This is a genomic window from Pedobacter sp. D749 (assembly GCF_019317285.1).
GTDB lineage: Bacteria > Bacteroidota > Bacteroidia > Sphingobacteriales > Sphingobacteriaceae > Pedobacter.
In genome coordinates this window covers 3,073,064-3,089,647 of sequence record NZ_CP079218.1, presented here as the reverse complement: position 1 = coordinate 3,089,647, position 16,584 = coordinate 3,073,064, and the positions used below count along the sequence as shown (strand labels likewise).

At 38.4% G+C, this 16,584-nt stretch carries 12 protein-coding genes; 4 read left to right on the top strand and 8 right to left on the bottom strand.

What is annotated here, in order from left to right; translation table 11 throughout:
* Positions 1-7 precede the first annotated feature (7 nt).
* From KYH19_RS12420 to KYH19_RS12405, 4 genes are all read right to left on the bottom strand, one after another.
* Positions 8-418, bottom strand: a complete 411-nt coding sequence (locus KYH19_RS12420) for a type II toxin-antitoxin system VapC family toxin (RefSeq protein ID WP_219075345.1) — start codon at positions 416-418, stop codon at positions 8-10.
* Complete coding sequence (locus KYH19_RS12415) at positions 418-627, bottom strand: DUF2281 domain-containing protein (RefSeq protein WP_219075344.1); 210 nt, start codon at positions 625-627, stop codon at positions 418-420. The genes KYH19_RS12420 and KYH19_RS12415 overlap by 1 nt, the downstream gene beginning before the upstream one ends.
* A gap of 235 nt (positions 628-862) precedes the next feature.
* Positions 863-4,402, bottom strand: coding sequence for a chromosome segregation protein SMC (smc, locus tag KYH19_RS12410; protein ID WP_219075343.1), 3,540 nt, complete (start codon positions 4,400-4,402; stop codon positions 863-865).
* 231 nt (positions 4,403-4,633) lie between these two features.
* Positions 4,634-6,937, bottom strand: coding sequence for an ATP-dependent helicase (locus KYH19_RS12405; protein ID WP_219078928.1), 2,304 nt, complete (start codon positions 6,935-6,937; stop codon positions 4,634-4,636).
* Positions 6,938-7,890: 953 nt separating this feature from the next.
* On the opposite strand from KYH19_RS12405, the gene KYH19_RS12400 reads away from it, so the two are divergent.
* Positions 7,891-8,214, top strand: a complete 324-nt coding sequence (locus KYH19_RS12400) for a DUF493 family protein (protein WP_219075342.1) — start codon at positions 7,891-7,893, stop codon at positions 8,212-8,214.
* 352 nt (positions 8,215-8,566) lie between these two features.
* Here the strand turns inward: KYH19_RS12400 and KYH19_RS12395 are convergent, their stop codons facing one another.
* Positions 8,567-8,920, bottom strand: coding sequence for a helix-turn-helix domain-containing protein (locus KYH19_RS12395; protein WP_219075341.1), 354 nt, complete (start codon positions 8,918-8,920; stop codon positions 8,567-8,569).
* A gap of 81 nt (positions 8,921-9,001) precedes the next feature.
* Here KYH19_RS12395 and KYH19_RS12390 point away from each other — a divergent pair, with 81 nt between their 5' ends.
* Positions 9,002-9,886, top strand: coding sequence for an NmrA family NAD(P)-binding protein (locus tag KYH19_RS12390; protein WP_132404278.1), 885 nt, complete (start codon positions 9,002-9,004; stop codon positions 9,884-9,886).
* A gap of 46 nt (positions 9,887-9,932) precedes the next feature.
* Here the strand turns inward: KYH19_RS12390 and KYH19_RS12385 are convergent, their stop codons facing one another.
* The 3 genes from KYH19_RS12385 to KYH19_RS12375 are packed head-to-tail and all read right to left on the bottom strand — an operon-like array spanning position 9,933 to position 13,019.
* Positions 9,933-11,438: a PH domain-containing protein gene (locus KYH19_RS12385; protein ID WP_219075340.1), complete on the bottom strand. Its 1,506-nt coding sequence runs from the start codon at positions 11,436-11,438 to the stop codon at positions 9,933-9,935.
* Complete coding sequence (locus KYH19_RS12380; protein ID WP_219075339.1) at positions 11,438-11,986, bottom strand: PH domain-containing protein; 549 nt, start codon at positions 11,984-11,986, stop codon at positions 11,438-11,440. Before KYH19_RS12380 ends, KYH19_RS12385 begins: the two co-directional genes overlap by 1 nt.
* Before the next feature lie 55 nt (positions 11,987-12,041).
* Complete coding sequence (locus KYH19_RS12375) at positions 12,042-13,019, bottom strand: SGNH/GDSL hydrolase family protein (protein WP_219075338.1); 978 nt, start codon at positions 13,017-13,019, stop codon at positions 12,042-12,044.
* Between the two features lie 289 nt (positions 13,020-13,308).
* On the opposite strand from KYH19_RS12375, the gene KYH19_RS12370 reads away from it, so the two are divergent.
* Positions 13,309-14,679 carry a dipeptidase gene (locus tag KYH19_RS12370; protein WP_219075337.1) on the top strand — a complete coding sequence of 457 codons (1,371 nt, stop codon included), beginning with the start codon at positions 13,309-13,311 and terminating at the stop codon, positions 14,677-14,679.
* Between the two features lie 906 nt (positions 14,680-15,585).
* On the top strand, positions 15,586-16,566 hold the full coding sequence (locus KYH19_RS12365) for a glycoside hydrolase family 43 protein (RefSeq protein WP_219075336.1): 981 nt from the start codon (positions 15,586-15,588) through the stop codon (positions 16,564-16,566).
* Positions 16,567-16,584 lie beyond the last annotated feature (18 nt).

The window sequence follows — 16,584 nt, the reverse complement described above, 5'->3', positions numbered from 1 at the left end:
TAATGAATTACTGCCAAAGCAATTTTAAAATATTTGGATAAAGCTTGAATTTTTCATCAGCAGATAATAAAGTAGCATCTTGTTGTATAGCTGAAGAAATTAATAGCCGATCGAATGGATCTCTGTGTTCATTCAACAATGGAATGCTATAATAATTGAAAATTGCAGAATTTTCTATGACTAAAAAAGTGAAGCCATCTAATAGCGCTTGATTATGAATATCTTCTACAGATACACTGAAGTTAGGAAGTTTGCCGAGGGACTGTTTTATTGAGATTTCAAACAAACTAATTTGACTGAAATAAACAACGTTTTCTGTATTTTGAAGAATATCTAATATCTTTTTAGGGATCTTTGGATTATTTTCCTGAAACCATATTAGGCAATGGGTATCTAAAAGATAATGATTAGATGCCATTACATGTATTCCTTAAAATCATCTAAAGGTTCGTTAAAATCTTCAGGGATTGATATTTTACCTTTAAACGCACCAGGAATCCTTTTAGCAAGAAATGGCTTATCTTCTGTTAAAAAAGTAACTATAACTTCCGTTTTGGTCTGTACAGGCGCTTTTTCTTTCAGCGTTATTTTTCCTTTTTCATAATATCCTTTAACTGTAGCTAACATATCTTTTATTGTTATTAACAAATATACATTTTTCGTTACGCTATTCAAACGCTGTTTGCTTTACTGTATTGCGTTTTTAAACCTGATGGGAACGGCAGCCCGAGCTTTTCGCGAGGCTACAGTGTACAGCAGGGCTGAAGGCTGCCAAAGGCTGTTGCTTTCATTTTCGAATCGGGAAAAAATGTAAATAGAAGATTGCTTCGTCGTATCTCCTCGCAATGACGGAAAAGTTGAACTAGGCCGCCACTTCTCTTAAATCTACGGCAACCACCCTCGAAACGCCCTGCTCTACCATAGTTACCCCATAAATGATATCAGTGCTGGCAATGGTGCGTTTGTTATGTGATACGATGATAAACTGAGATTGATCGGAGAATTTGCGGATAATATTATTGAATTTATCGATGTTGGTATCATCCAATGGCGCATCAACCTCGTCGAAAATACAGAAAGGCGCAGGTTTTAACAGGTAAAGTGAAAATAATAGGGCAGTAGCCGTTAATGTTTTTTCTCCACCTGATAGTTGATTGATCGATAAAGGTCTTTTTCCTTTCGGACGGGCAATAATATCAATATCGGCCTCTAAAGGATTGTTGATATCTGATAAAATCAGGTCGCAGCTATCTTCTTCGTTAAATAAAGAGCGGAAAACTACGATAAAATGTTCGCGCGCCTGAGTAAAAGCCTGCATAAATTTATCTTTAGCCGTATCATCGATTTCTTTTATGGTTTGTAAAAGATCGGCTTTGGCGGCGTTGAGGTCTTTTTTCTGATTCTGGATAAAGGTGTAACGCTCTTCCATTTCTTTAAAAGCTTCCATGGCCATGGAGTTGATGGCCCCAAACTCATCCAACTGACGCTTCATTTTTTCTACTTTCTGGCGCAGTTCGAATTCGCTTTCCAGCACTTCAATTTCAGTCTCGGTTTCTAAAAGGTCGTTAATGTCGATATTGAATTCGACAGCTAAACGTTCTTTTAATGCATTCAGATCTATTTTTAACGCATTCTTCTTATCCTTGATTTCAGTTAATAAGAAATCAGTTTCTTCGCGGTTTTTGCGGATGTTCGTCAGGTCGTTTTCTACCTCGTTAATGCTTCCTTTGCTTGAAAAATATGCCTGCTCGGCTTCAGCAAGGCCTTTTTCCATCTCTTCCCGTTGTTGATACATCTCCAGAAGCGTATCATCGTTCAGATCGGTATGCTGTAACGTTGCCGTAATTTGGATTAGGGTTTCCTGTAATTCTTTGTCGTTTTGGGCAATGCGCTTATTTAAAGCTTCTTCCTGTACAAAACGGTAATCTAAATCTTTTTCTAAACCCGATAACTTATTTTGTTGTTGGTGGAAACGGATATTATCCTGGTTGTACTTACCCGCACTTTCATTTACCTGATCGGCAATTTCTTGATAATTAAGTTGTTGTTCTTGTAAATTACGATGTGCTTCTTGCTGGTCTTTTTGCAGTTGAACCAATGCGGGTAACTTCTCCGACAAGGCTTTTTCTATAGATACGATCTTTTGCGCGATATCCGTTTTGCGGTTTTCGCTGGTGGTGATAAACTCCTGATATTGATCGCGGCGGGTCTGCACAGAAATGTGTTCGTTGTTTAAACGGTTCATTTCCTGTTGTAAAGCGTTAATCTGATTAATTTTTGAAGCCTCTTTCAGGTTAAATATATTGTCTGTTTCGGCTTTTATACCTGCATTATACTGATTAATCAGTGATTCTGAAGCTTTAATTTCTTTGGCTAGATTTTCTAAATTCTTCGCACGACCAATCCTTTTACCTTCAAACAGTCCTACAGATCCACCTGCCAAAGTGAATCTCGTTTGAGCATATTTTCCATTTTTGGCCAAAATGGTTAAACTCTCGGTTGGTGTGGCTTTAAATAAATTTTCCTGCTCGGCTATTGCGATATATACATTTTGTAAAAGCAGGTTGCAGAGTGCCTGGTATTTTTTGTCGACTTCGATTACCGATAAAGCGGAAATGAGGCCTTCATGAGCGCTAATAACCGGGTTTTTATCGGGAACATTTTCTAAAATAAAGAAATTCGCCCTTCCACGGCTGGCATCGGTTAAAAGATTAATGGCCTGCACGGCATCTGCATACTGATCAACAACATAGTGGTTCATTACCGGTTCGAGGTAATTTTCTATCGCGATACGGTAATCTTCATTACAGAATAAAATATCAGAAAGGAGCAGGGCACTTTTGGCAAAAGCATTGTTTTTCTTTAAGAAACGGATCGATTCCGGGAAACCCTCTAAACTGTCAACCAGCGATTTGGTCAGGTTATATTCGTTCTGTTTGGCATCTTTTTTACGGTTTTCGGCCGTAAGTTTTTCCTTGTTCGAACTCAGGTTGATTTCGGAAGCAGCCAGTTTTTCTTTTAAAAGTTCTTCGGCTTCTGTCAGGTTTTTAATATTGGCCTGCTTTTCCCTTACCTGGATATCAAGTTCGGCTAATGCATGATCGAAAGCCTTTAATTCTAAGGTTTTGGTTTCGGTATCATCAACATTCCGGTTGGTTTCCTGTACCAGGGCATCTTTCTGAATATTCAGGATATCAATTTCTTTTTGCGACTGGTATACCTGGTTTTGCAGGTCGTTAACAGATTTGATCAGGTTGTCAGTCCTGTTTTTCTCGGTCTGTTGTTGCTCGCGTAAAGTATCAAGCGTAGATTTTAGCTGCTTTAAATCAGATTCCAGTCGGTTAAAAACCTCGGTTTCTGTTAAAACTTCTTCATTTAAACGTTTAATGTTGTATTTAATGTGGTTAACCTGGTTTTTATCTTTTTCCAGCTCGCCAGATAAGCGTGTTTCTTTTTCCTGTAAAAAGCGCATCTGCTCGTTCTTTACTTTTTTCTCACTTTCGTAAGCGCGGATTTTAGAAACAAACTCGTTTGTAGCCTTTTGTTGTACAGAAAGGTTCTTTTCCTGATTAATACTGCCTAGTTTAAGTTTTTGCAGTTCGGCTTCACCGGTGTCTATTTTGGTACTGAGTTCTGCACGGTTCACCTGCTGACTTTGCTCCTGTGTTTCTAAAGCATTCAAGTCGGTACGGAAGAAGGCAATACGATGTGTAGCCAACTGAATACTCAGTTCGCGGTATTGCTCTTTTAACTTATAATAACGCTCAGCTTTGCGCGCCTGATTTTCTAAGGTTTTAAGGTTTTTTTCGATCTCGAAAAGTAAATCTTCAACGCGCTCTAAATCGGCTTCTGTGTCTTTTAATTTGCTGAAAGTCTGCTTTTTGCGTAATTTGTATTTCGAGATTCCTGATGCTTCTTCAAATAAGGAACGACGACTATGCTCTTTATTGGTGATAATTTCATCAACCATTTTCAGCTCGATAATGGAATAACTATCAGAGCCGATTCCGGTATCCAGAAAAAGGTCGGTAATATCTTTTAACCTGCATTGAACATCGTTCAGGCGGTATTCACTGTCGCCATTTCTGTAGAGTTTACGGGTTACGGTAACCTGTGAATAAGCGGTAGGAAGGATATTTTTTGTATTATCAAAACTTAAGGAAACCTCAGCGAGCTGTGCCTGTTTACGGTTTTTTGTTCCGTTGAAAATGATGTTCTCCATCTTTTCCGATCGCAAGGCTTTAGTGCTCTGTTCGCCCAAAACCCAGCGCATGGCATCAATTACATTAGATTTTCCGCAACCATTCGGGCCAACGATAGCGGTAACACCCTCATTAAAATTGATGGTCACTTTATCGCCAAAGCTCTTAAAACCTTTAATTTCTAACCTGGTAAGTTGCATGGTTTGTAATCGGGAGAACCCAATCCAATATTAAGGATAATTTCGTGGTTTTTCAACTTTTTATCCATGGTGTTTTTAACCGCAAAGAGCGCAGAAATAAAAGTGCAGAGAGCCCTGAGTTAGACATAATTTTCATTAGCACTCGTCATGCTGAACTTGATTCAGCATCTATTAAAGATCCTGAAATAAGTTCAGGATGACGAATCTCCTTTGATTTTCGTGCCTCTGCGTTTACTTCACAATCATCAGTTTTGCAAATTTAAGCAGCAACTGTTTATTGCCTAAGCCCTGGAAAAACACTGTTGCCTTAACATCTGGTAAGGTTCCTTCTAAGCTGATAATTTTTCCGAAACCGAATTTTTCGTGCTCCACTTCCATACCGCCTTGAAACTCGTGTGGTTGTGAAGGTGTAAAACCAGGTGTTGGCACGTGTGCCTTTGCCAATAGCGATGTTGTTTTCGGGCGGACAGGTGGTGCAGAAGTAGTTGCACCAGCCGCTGGTTTAGGTTTGCTAATGAAATCGCGGGGTTGTGAAGTCCATGATTTGCGGTCATCATCAAAATTGCCATCAAAACTGGTTGATTTGGCTGGTTTAACATCCAACTCTAAAAACTTCGGACTAATTTCGTTAATGAAACGACTTGGTTCGCAGTTGGTTAATGTACCCCAACGGTAACGTGACGTAGCATAGGTTATGGTTAGTTTTATCTCGGCACGGGTAATGGCTACATAAAATAAACGGCGCTCTTCCTCTAAATCAGTGCGGTTGGTTAACGACATTTGTGATGGAAACAGATTTTCTTCCAATCCAACAATAAACACGTTTTTAAACTCCAATCCTTTGGCTGAGTGGATCGTCATTAAAGAAACGGTATCCTTATTTTTATCACCATCTTTATCATCATTGGTTAAAAGGGCAACATCCTGCATAAAAATATCAAGGCCTTTTTCTTCAATGTCTTCTCGTTCTGCAAATTCCTTAATACCATTTAATAATTCCTGAATGTTTTCGTATCTCGCACGTCCTTCCACACTATCATCAGTGTATAATTCTTTTAAAATACCTGCATGTTGAGCAATAAACAAAGCGGTATCATAAGCATCCAGCTTTTTCGCTTCTGCCTGGAAGCTTTGCACCATCATGGAAAAATCGTTCAGTTGATTGGCTAAACGCCCGTCTACATATTCGTGTGCATTAGAAATTACATCCCACATGGTTTTTCCATGCTGATCTGCCGCAACAATAATTTTATCAATAGAAGTGTCGCCAATACCACGTTTAGGGTAATTGATTACACGTTTTATAGCCTCTTCATCCTTCGGATTAAAAGTTAAACGGAAATAAGCAATTAAATCTTTAATCTCTTTGCGTTGGTAAAAAGACTGACCGCCATAGATCCGGTAAGGAATATTCAGTTTACGTAAACCTTCCTCCATCGCCCTGCTTTGCGCATTTGTACGGTATAGGATAGCAAAATCGTTGTGCTGGTATCCTTTTGTACTGCGTTCCTGGATAATGGCTTCGGCAACTAATTTACCTTCTTCGTTATCGGTAAACGCACGCGAAACTTTAATTCTATCTCCTTCTGCATTTTCAGAAAATACATTCTTTTCGAGCTGGTTTTTGTTGTTGGCAATAATACTGCTTGCAGCATCAACAATATTTTGGGTAGAACGGTAATTCTGTTCTAATTTATAAACCTTTAAATCAGGGTAATCGCGTTCAAAATTTAAAATATTCTGGATGTTTGCTCCACGGAACGCATAAATACTCTGTGCATCATCACCCACTACACAAATGTTTTGATAAGCAGCGGCCAATTTTTTCACAATGGTATACTGCGAAAAGTTTGTATCCTGGTACTCATCCACCATCAGGTATCTGAATTTCTGCTGGTATTTATTTAAAACATCCGGGTGTTCTTTTAATAAAATATTGGTTTTGAACAACAAATCATCAAAATCCATTGCGCCTGCTCTGAAACAACGTTTAGCATAAGTTTCGTAAATCTGGCCAATTAATGGGCGTTTATTCTGAATATCTTCGGCCTGTATCTGATCGTTAGCCTGGTATTCGCCCCATGAAATTAAATTATTTTTAGCTGATGAAATTCTATTAAAAACGAAATTCGCTGCATATAATTTATCATCCAGCTGCATTTCTTTCAAAATAGCGCGGATTACACTTTTACTATCATCCGTATCGTAAATGGTAAAGTTGCTCGGATAACCGATTTTCTCGGCCTCTACCCGTAGAATTTTCGCAAAAACAGAGTGAAAAGTACCCATCCAGATGTTCTTTGCCTCTGCACCAACCACTTTACTAATACGCTCGCGCATATCTTTACTCGCCTTGTTGGTAAAGGTTAAAACCAGAATGTTAAATGGATCAGTACCGGTTTGAATAAGGTGGGCTACACGAAAGGTAATTACCCTGGTTTTGCCCGAACCTGCACCTGCAACAATCATTACCGGTCCTTTAGTGTTCTCTACTGCTGCTCTTTGTTGTGGGTTTAATCCTGCTAAATAATCCAAATCGGCTCCTGTTTTTTTGAGGTTCAAAAATAACAATTCCTGTCGCTTTTTGCCAAAGTTGTTAGTAATTAGTTTAAAACCTAAAGTCATATTTTATGGTTCGTCATTCTGAACCCGTTTTATTAGCTGTTCTTGTTATTTTTTAGGTCTAATAGCTAATCGTGGCCAGGATCTGGCAGTATTGGCTTATATGTCCTTATCTATCTTATGGTAAAATGAACCTTGTTTTTATTGGGGCTAATATGGCTATGGTAGATCTGCTCCTTTGGTTTTTTAGAAAAGCCAAACCTTTATTTCACTGGGTTGTGTAGCCCTTTGCTTTGCTTATACGCCTGCAGGCCTTAAGCACCAGGCCGGTATCCGCTTCGCCAAGGTTTATTTAAATTGAGTTTGTGCTGCTATTGAGGTTTTAAAACCAACAGCTTTATTTTACGCCCCTCATTCTGAACCCGTTTTATTAGCTGTTCTTATTGTTTTTTAGGTATAATAGCTAATCGTGGCCAGGATCTGGCAGTATTGGCTTATATGTCCTTATCTATCTTATGTGGTAAAATGAACCTTGTTTTTATTGGGGCTAATATGGCTATGGTAGATCTGCTCCTTTGGTTTTTTAGAAAAGCCAAACCTTTATTTCATTGGGTTGTGTAGCCCTTTGCTTTGCTCATACGCCTGCAGGCCTTATGCGCCGGGCCGGTATCCGCTTCGCCAAGGTTTATTTAAATTGAGTTTGTGCTGCTATTAAAGGTTTAAAACCCATAGTCTTATTTCATCGGTCGTCATTCTGAACTTGTTTTATTAGCTGTTCTTGTTGTTTTTTAGGTCTAATAGCTAATCGTGGTCAGAATCCATCATGCCATTAAATTTGGGTACGAAGCTATTTTAATTAAAATAAACGTTAATCTGTCAGAATTGCACCCTGTTTATTTGGGTATAGAATTTGATAAGCCTTGTTTATGGAAGAGAAAAAAATAAATAAAAATATTGAGCTTACTGATATCCCAGATGGAACAAATACAGATATTTATGCCAATTTAAAAGAGAAACTGGAAAGCGTTGAAAAGTTTCCGGGTGTTTACAATTTTAAATTTATCATTACTGGCGGTTTAGATAAAATACAGGATTTACGTGCCATTTTACCCAATGATGAGTTTATTGAGCAACCCTCAAAAACCGGTAAATATGTTTCGATTACGGTAAAAAAGACCATGCAGAATGCTGATGAGGTAATTGCTGTTTATAAGCAAGCCGCAAACATCAAGGGGATTATGATACTGTAGGCTATCCCGCACATTTAAAATGATTTCTTTTGGTTTTTAGAAAAGCTAGATCCGTATTTCATTTTTGAGGTTGCATTGTGCACTTACGCTGTTCGTAAACCTGATGGTAGCGGCAGCCCCGAAGCATGAGGGCTACAGCGAACAGCAGGACCGCAATCTCCAATGAAAAACCATCCTTTCATTTCCAATCAATAAAAGATATTATATCGCCTAGTGATCAACTACACGTAAAGCCATCGTGCTAAACTTGCTTCATGATCTACCCTGTATTGGCTTATATGTACCTTATGTGTCTTAAATGGTAAAATGAGCCAAAGTTTTACTCAAACCCTTATTCTGTCTGTAATAAAGGTTAAACAGAGCCATTTTTAACGGCCCAATCTACCATCGAATCTAATACCTGAAACAGATCCTGTCCTGATTTTGTAAGGCTATAGGTAACTACGGGCGGAATAACGGCTTGTGCATCCCGATGAACAAGGTCATCATTTTGCAACTGCTTTAAGTGTTGTATCAGCATTTTCTCTGTAATCTCTGGTATAGCACGTTTTAACTCGCTGTAACGTTTTGGTCCACTCATTAAATGAAAAATAATGATGGGTTTCCAATAACCACCAATTTTTTCCATTACAAAAGTAACAGGGCAGCTGGTTAGCGCTACGCCTTTATTAAAATTACGGGTCGAACTTTCTTTAACAGCTGTCATAGTTACATACTTTGGGGTAAGTACTTGTATAAAAGTAAGTACAAATATAGCTTTGTATACAATATTTAAAAACAAAAAATCATGAAAATAACATTAACAGGATCAACAGGAAATATTACAAAGCCGCTAGCCGAAATATTGGTAGCCAAAGGCCACGAAGTGAAAGTGATTAGCAGTAACGCTGACAGGGCAGAAGAAATTAAATCGCTTGGCGCTATACCCTTAATTGGTAATGTGAGCGATACTAAATTTTTAACAAATGCATTTACCGGGGCTGACGCCATTTATACGATGGTTCCACCAGATTTTGCAGCACCAAAATTTAGGGAATACATTAAAGGTATCGGCGAAAATTATGCTGCTGCCATAAAAGAATCGGGAATTAAAAAAGTAGTGAATTTAAGTAGCGTAGGTGCAGATCTGCCGGATGGAACTGGCCCTATTGCCGGATTGCATGATGTAGAAAATATTTTTTCCGAATTAAATGGGGTAGATGTAAAACATTTGCGTGCCGGTTATTTCTATATCAATTTTTTAGCCAACGTCGATATGGTTAAACATGCCAACATACTGGGATCTAATTTCGGTGCTGATGCCAAACTTGTTTTGGTGCATCCCCGCAACATTGCTGAAGTAGCTGCTGAAGTATTGGAAAGCAATTTTACAGGCAAAACCATACAATACGTAGCCAGTGATGATGAAAGTACGCCGGCTGATGTTGCAAAAGCGTTGGGCACTGCCGTGGGTAAGCCAGAATTGCCATGGATTGAATTTAGCGATGAAGACGCATTTAACGGAATGGTAGGCGCAGGTTTGCCTGAAGAAATAGCCAAAAACTATGTAGAAATGGGCGATGCGATTAGAAGCAAGAAACTTTTTGTAGATTATTATAAAAACAGGCCTGTTTTAGGTAACATTAAACTTGAAGATTTTGCCAGAGATTTTGCTGCAGCATATCATAGCTAATTAAAGGATAACAGTTGTTCGGTTTAGCGGCCGGACAACTGTTTGGCTACATCCAATTCTCATTTTTATGCTCTACCTGGTATAACCAATAATTTACAAGCTGCTTAATTTCGGTATAATTGCCATATTTGAAGTGAATCTGACCTGCAGCGGTATGTAAAGTGAGGTGGCCAACATCCACTCCTTTGTGCCAGGGGTATTGAAAAGTAGTAATCGCCTGAATCTTATTTGGCACTACAATTTCATTTGAAATATCCCAAATTCCGCTGGTTTTAATGATGAAATCCTCACTTACTGAAATCCGGTGCCGGCGGTAGCTGATATAGATCATGAGCGCACCTGCAACGAAGTATGCAATTGCGATACCAATAAAAGGTTTCACCTCCGGGATATTAAAAGCCAGGATCAAAAAGATTGCAACGGGTAAAATCAGTTTGAAGAAAATTGGCAGGTTTAAAAAACGCCAGTCTGGAACAAAGGTTTTTCCCTTTAGTGGTGCCTTAGCCAATATCATTTTTAACAGTTCATCACGCTCAATAGGGTTACAGCCTGGTATTTCCAAGGTATTTCCCTGCATTTCATGTCCTTTTTTACTTTGACCAAAATGAGCCTGCCTTAAACTCATATTCAGCATATTCATCTTTTTCTGGAAGTAATTCTGGCTGTATTTGGTAATCTGTACTTTATTTGGACTGATCAAAGTATTTTTCTTCGCAATTAATCCCGAAGAGAGCAGCAGGGCATCTTTATGCTGACTGATCTGGAGTTCGAAATATTTGTAGAAGGTTCTAACCAGATTGATAATCAGCAATACAATTAAAAGGCATGCAATTAAGATGAAAACCGTAACAATGGTCAGCATTCCAGTTACTGTATTCTGAATTTCATCTCTGTTGATCTTAAAGGCATCCAGCAATTGCCGGCCTTCATAAATAACCGTGTAAAAAAAAGCGGCAAGTAAAGCTAAACTTTGTCCGTAATTAGAAGTTAAACCAACTTTAAATAGGGTAAAGCCACTAATCCTTAAAAATGGTGTTTCTTCAGTCAGATCATTTTTATGTATCGCTTCCGGTTGCAGTCCATCCACAGCCTTTCTGTTCAGTAGATGCGCCTGAAGGTTGTAAGCAGCAGTTTCATCTATGGCTTTTATACTTACTTCTTCTCCATGCGCACCCGCAGTGTCGATTTTTAAACCATAAACACCAATAATTTTCTGTAGAATATTCTGGTTAATGTTAACCTGCTGTATTTTATCAAGCTGAATAATGACCTGATCGCGATTGAAGATGCCTTTATTCACCACAAATTCCTGCTTTTCTTTATCCAGGAAGAACGTGAATTTTAAATACCATAAATAAGCAAATATAAAACTGAATACAATTATCGCAGAAATGCCTGATATCAGATAGGCAAAAGAAGTGCCCGGCATCTTTACGAAAGCAATAACGAATAAGAAAAAACTCGCCTTGCCAATCTTGAGCATGGTATGCGCTCCCATTATAATAATACCAAAGGCCGATTCGCGTTGTGGTTTGCTAAAATCGTTGTCCATTATGCTTCTGTTTCAGTCGTTGGGTTTTCGAGCAGGTCTAATTTTTTCAAAAGTAAGTCTCTGATGTTTTTTGCCTCCTCAATTGCTATACCCGAAATGTTGATATGTCCGCTTTGGCCGCCTGCAGTAAATAACTGCAGGGATCCTAATTTAAATATCCGCGAAAAAATACCTTCGTTTAATTCAATATGCTGAATCCTGTTTAAAGGAACAATCGTGGTAGATTCTGCAATAATTCCACTCTTATAAATTACATCGTGCGTACGCACTGCGTAACCACGTTTTTTAAAACTTAAACGGAAAAGCAGAAAAAAAATAACGGCGAGGATGAAATAAAGAGGAACAATCCAAACTGCATTTGGTCTTATTTCATCAACAAACAATAAGAGCGAACCAGCACCAATTCCCAGTAGCACAAAAAAAATCACCAGGTTGATACAGATAATTTTCCAATAACTGGAATGAGGTTGTTTTAGTGAAATTTCTTCATACTTCGGAAGATGATCAAGATCAACCGTTTCGTTTGTGAAAGATGTATCGGAGGACATAATTAAAATGTTAACACGTATTAATCAAATATCTGACTAATATTTAATGCTTTTGTTACCTCGCTACAATAAACTTTTTTGCAGAATTATATTGACCGGAATCGGAAGAAATTTTGAAGAAATAAATGCCAGGAACAAAAGTAGAGGTGTTTATTTCTAAAGTGTGTTTTCCTACATTAAGGTATTCGTTCACTACTGTTTTAACCAACCGGCCCATTAAATCGTAAATCTGCACATTAATCTTATCTGTTTCTGGCAAAACAACATCAATAAATGTTTGCATGGCAGCAGGATTCGGGTAATTTTGAGTAACGGTAAACTTCAGGAGTTTTTCGAAAATTGCTTTATTGATAGCGTCAAAAATAACATAGCTCACTAACCTGTAACCGCGTGCATTTGGATGGAATGCATCCTGGTAAAGTGAAAAATCGCGTCTCATGGCCGCGTTAACATCAGCCATGTATATTTTATACTCTGTTGCTAATTTTCTGTATGCTGCATTCAGGTTCCTGATGTTGGTATTTACAGCAATATAACTTTTATTGTTTCTGTCATCAACAAACTGAAGCGTACACAAAATCGGGATTAATTTCTGTTTAAGACTCGCCGTAATTAAAACCCGCATATTGGCAACGGTTTCGGCCACATTTCCCTTGCCAGCAGCTATGGCAAGAGCATCATTAATCCCCATATCAATCACGATAAAACCTGTTCTATTGGCTATTGCTTTGTCAATCCGAAGTAACCCTTGAAAAGTAGTCTGACCACCAATACCATGATTGGTAATATCCACTGTCTTATTTGTATAACAGTTTGTAAAATTGCTCTGGAGCATGGTTTGAAAACCAACACCATTAACACCTTCTACTGTGCTGGCTCCAAAAGTTACAATATTTATACTGTCTTTCGAATAATATTGGGCTGCTTCCGGGCAACTAACGCGATTTGGGGGAGGTGTTCCCTGAGCGAAAGAAGAAATGCGGACAACGAAAAGCAGCAGCAGAGATAGAAATACTTTTGCGCTAAACTTCATTGTTAAAATTCTTTCGTACAGGATTTAAGGACATCGTTTAATGGCGCAATTTACAAAAAAGTAAACATAAAAAATACCGTACCATTCTTTTTTACAAACATTATACTGTTTTTTGTAGCTATTAAAAGACGGTTTTTGCGTTTTAAGATAACACCATGATTTTTGCATTTAAATAATTAAATGCAGAAATCATGTATAAGCAAAGTTTTATGCTTAACGAGGTGATAATTTAATCGTTTACTGCGCCTTTTATCCGGTAAAACCTATATTTGTCCAAATTCATTTTGTTATGCAAGAGATTAAAAATTATGTAGAAACGCACAAACAACGTTTTTTAGATGAGTTGTTTGAGTTATTGCGTTTTCCATCGGTTAGTGCTGATCCGAAATACAAAGGCGATGTTTTAAAAACTGCCGATTATGTTGCGCAGAAATTAAAGGATGCAGGTGCAGACGAAGTTGAGATCTGTCCAACAGCTGGTTATCCGATTGTGTACGGCGAAAAAATTATAGATGCTTCTTTACCAACCGTTTTAATATACGGTCATTATGATGTTCAGCCTGCTGATCCCTTAGAACTTTGGCATACACCACCTTTCGAGCCTACGGTACGCGACGGCAAAATTTACGCCCGTGGTGCCTGTGATGATAAAGGACAATTTTATATGCACGTAAAAGCTTTCGAGTTGATGATGCAAACCAATACTTTGGCTTGTAACGTTAAATTCATGATCGAAGGTGAAGAGGAAGTAGGGTCTGCCAATCTTGGTATTTTTGTAAATGCAAATACCGAGCGTTTAAAAGCCGACGTAGTTTTAATTTCTGATACTTCGATGATCAGTATGGAACATCCATCAATTGAAACTGGTTTACGTGGTTTGGCTTATATGGAAGTTGAAGTAGTTGGTCCGAACCGCGATTTACACTCTGGAGTTTATGGTGGAGCAGTGGCCAATCCGGCAACTATTCTTTGTAAAATGATTGCTTCATTACACGACGAAAATAACCACATTACTATCCCTGCTTTTTACGATAAAGTACTCGAATTAACAGATGAGGAGAAAAAAGCCTTAAATTCTGCACCTTACGACGAAGCAGAATACAAAAAGGATTTAGATATCGAAGAAGTTTGGGGGGAGAAAGGTTATTCGACCCTGGAGCGTACAGGTACCCGCCCAACTTTAGAAGTAAACGGAATTTGGAGTGGTTATATTGGCGAGGGTGCAAAAACTGTTTTACCTAGTAAAGCCAATGCAAAAATTTCTATGCGTTTGGTTCCGCATCAAAGCTCAGAAGAAATTGCCGAGATTTTTACCAAACATTTCGAAAGCATTGCACCTAAAAATGTAAAAGTAAAAGTTACGCCTCACCATGGTGGCGAACCAGTGGTTACCCCAACTGATAGTATTGCCTACCAGGCTGCCGAAAAAGCAATTGAAGATAGTTTTGGTAAAAAAGCTATTCCAACACGCGGTGGTGGCAGTATTCCTATCGTGGCCTTGTTTGAAGATGTATTGGGCATCAAATCGGTGCTTTTTGGCTTCGGTTTAGATAGCGATGCGCTGCACTCTCCAAATGAGAAATATGATATTTACAATTATTATAAAGGAATAGAAACTTTGCCGTTATTTCATAAATATTTTGCTGAATTGAGTAAATAGGTAATCTTATTTGTCAGTCTGAGCGGAGTCGAAGACCAATCCCTGCCTATTTTTATAAGCAGGGATTTTTTTTGCCATTTTTTGAAAATGAACGTTCTGTTTTTCATAGGTGCTTTCGTCCCGCCATCGCTTATAGTCCTCATTTCGCTGCGCTCCATTCCGGGCTATTTAGCTTTGTCGGGTTTATTTAACAGCGGTCTGTTCTTCTAACTAGAGCCTGTTCCTGCATCCGCTATAAACTTTAAATAATATTACCAGCCTTACCACCTAAACCTGACCGTAGTGAAAAACCCGCAGGTCGAAGCATGAGGCCGAGGATTTGAAACGAAGGGCAGGGCTGCTTTAACTGAATTGCTACAGGTTTTGCTTTCTAAAACAACTCAATAAATTTAATTTTTACGGTCAGTCTGAAGTGGAGTCGAAGACCTGCCTAATTTATTAAGCAGGGTTTTTTTTGAAATGTCGTTTAGGTTTTTCATAGGTGCTGTAGTTCCGCCATCGCTTATATTCCTCATTTCGCTACGCTCCATTCCGGGCTAATTTAGCTTTGTCGGATTTGTATGGCTGGGCAAGCTTTCATCGAAAGAGAATGCTGGCCAGCTAAACCTGAGGGATCGATTGCTTTCCAAAAAGCATTCTTAATATGGAAACTCAGCGTACTTTGCGCCTTTTCTTCGCGCAATTAGCGGTTAAATGCTACCGAACTTTATAAATTCAGTAAAATAATGGCCAGACTTAGTGTGCTCGGTGCCTTGTCTCTGTTTCCTCGGTGGTTAACTATTTTAGGGATTGTTATATCATAAATATGCTTTCAGCTCTGCTTACTTTGCGCCTTTTCTTTGTGCACTTTGCGGTTAAACCTAGCGCTAAATTTTTTTACCACAGATTTTTTTCTAAATTGGTACCATGAAATATCTATTCTCATCTCTTTTACTTTTATGCGGGCTCGCTTCTTTTGCTCAGGATACTAAAACGATTAACCAGTCTGGAAATCCAATTTTTCAAGGTTGGTATGCAGATCCTGACGCTGCTATTTTCAATAATAAATATTGGGTTTACCCAACCTATTCGGCAAAATATAAGGAACAGGTATTTTTAGATGCTTTTTCATCTGATGATTTGGTGAAATGGAAAAAACACCCGCATATTTTAGATACTGCTGCTGTAAAATGGGCAAACAAAGCCATGTGGGCGCCAGCCATTGTTCAAAAAGACAAAAAATACTATTTGTTTTTCGGCGCTAACGATATCCAGAGCGATAATGAAGTGGGTGGGATCGGCGTAGCCGTTGCCGATAAACCAGAAGGGCCGTATAAAGATTACTTAGGGAAACCTTTGGTAGATAAATTTCATAACGGTGCGCAACCTATTGATCAGTTTGTGTTTAAAGATAAAGATGGTCAGTATTATTTAATTTATGGGGGCTGGAAACACTGTAATATTGCTAAATTAAATAAAGATTTTACTGGCTTTTTACCTTTTGAAGATGGTACAATCTTTAAAGAAATAACTCCCGATAATTATGTAGAAGGCCCATATATGTTCATCAGAAATGGTAAATATTATTTCATGTGGAGCGAGGGCGGCTGGACTGGTCCTGACTATTCAGTAGCTTATGCCGTTGGTGATTCACCTTTTGGTCCGTTTAAAAGGGTAGGTAAAATATTAAAGCAAGATGCTGCAATTGCAACCGGTGCAGGCCATCATTCCGTAATTATAAACGAGAAAAAAGGAGCCTATTATATTATATATCACCGCAGGCCTTTAACCGAAACCGATGGCAATCATCGTGTTACCTGTATTGATGAAATGAAATTTGATGCAGAAGGTATGATTTTACCCGTAAAAATTACCAACGAAGGTGTAAAAGCACAGAAAGTTAGATAAATACTGTTCGGCTGGAGA

Excerpts from the sequence above, each read along its gene's own strand:
- KYH19_RS12420 (WP_219075345.1), bottom strand. The coding sequence starts at position 418 with ATGGCATCTAATCATTATCTTTTAGATACCCATTGCCTAATATGGTTT.
- KYH19_RS12415 (WP_219075344.1), bottom strand. The coding sequence starts at position 627 with ATGTTAGCTACAGTTAAAGGATATTATGAAAAAGGAAAAATAACGCTG.
- smc (WP_219075343.1), bottom strand. The coding sequence starts at position 4,402 with ATGCAACTTACCAGGTTAGAAATTAAAGGTTTTAAGAGCTTTGGCGAT.
- KYH19_RS12400 (WP_219075342.1), top strand. The coding sequence starts at position 7,891 with ATGGAAGAGAAAAAAATAAATAAAAATATTGAGCTTACTGATATCCCA.
- KYH19_RS12395 (WP_219075341.1), bottom strand. The coding sequence starts at position 8,920 with ATGACAGCTGTTAAAGAAAGTTCGACCCGTAATTTTAATAAAGGCGTA.
- KYH19_RS12390 (WP_132404278.1), top strand. The coding sequence starts at position 9,002 with ATGAAAATAACATTAACAGGATCAACAGGAAATATTACAAAGCCGCTA.
- KYH19_RS12385 (WP_219075340.1), bottom strand. The coding sequence starts at position 11,438 with ATGGACAACGATTTTAGCAAACCACAACGCGAATCGGCCTTTGGTATT.
- KYH19_RS12380 (WP_219075339.1), bottom strand. The coding sequence starts at position 11,986 with ATGTCCTCCGATACATCTTTCACAAACGAAACGGTTGATCTTGATCAT.
- KYH19_RS12375 (WP_219075338.1), bottom strand. The coding sequence starts at position 13,019 with ATGAAGTTTAGCGCAAAAGTATTTCTATCTCTGCTGCTGCTTTTCGTT.
- KYH19_RS12370 (WP_219075337.1), top strand. The coding sequence starts at position 13,309 with ATGCAAGAGATTAAAAATTATGTAGAAACGCACAAACAACGTTTTTTA.
- KYH19_RS12365 (WP_219075336.1), top strand. The coding sequence starts at position 15,586 with ATGAAATATCTATTCTCATCTCTTTTACTTTTATGCGGGCTCGCTTCT.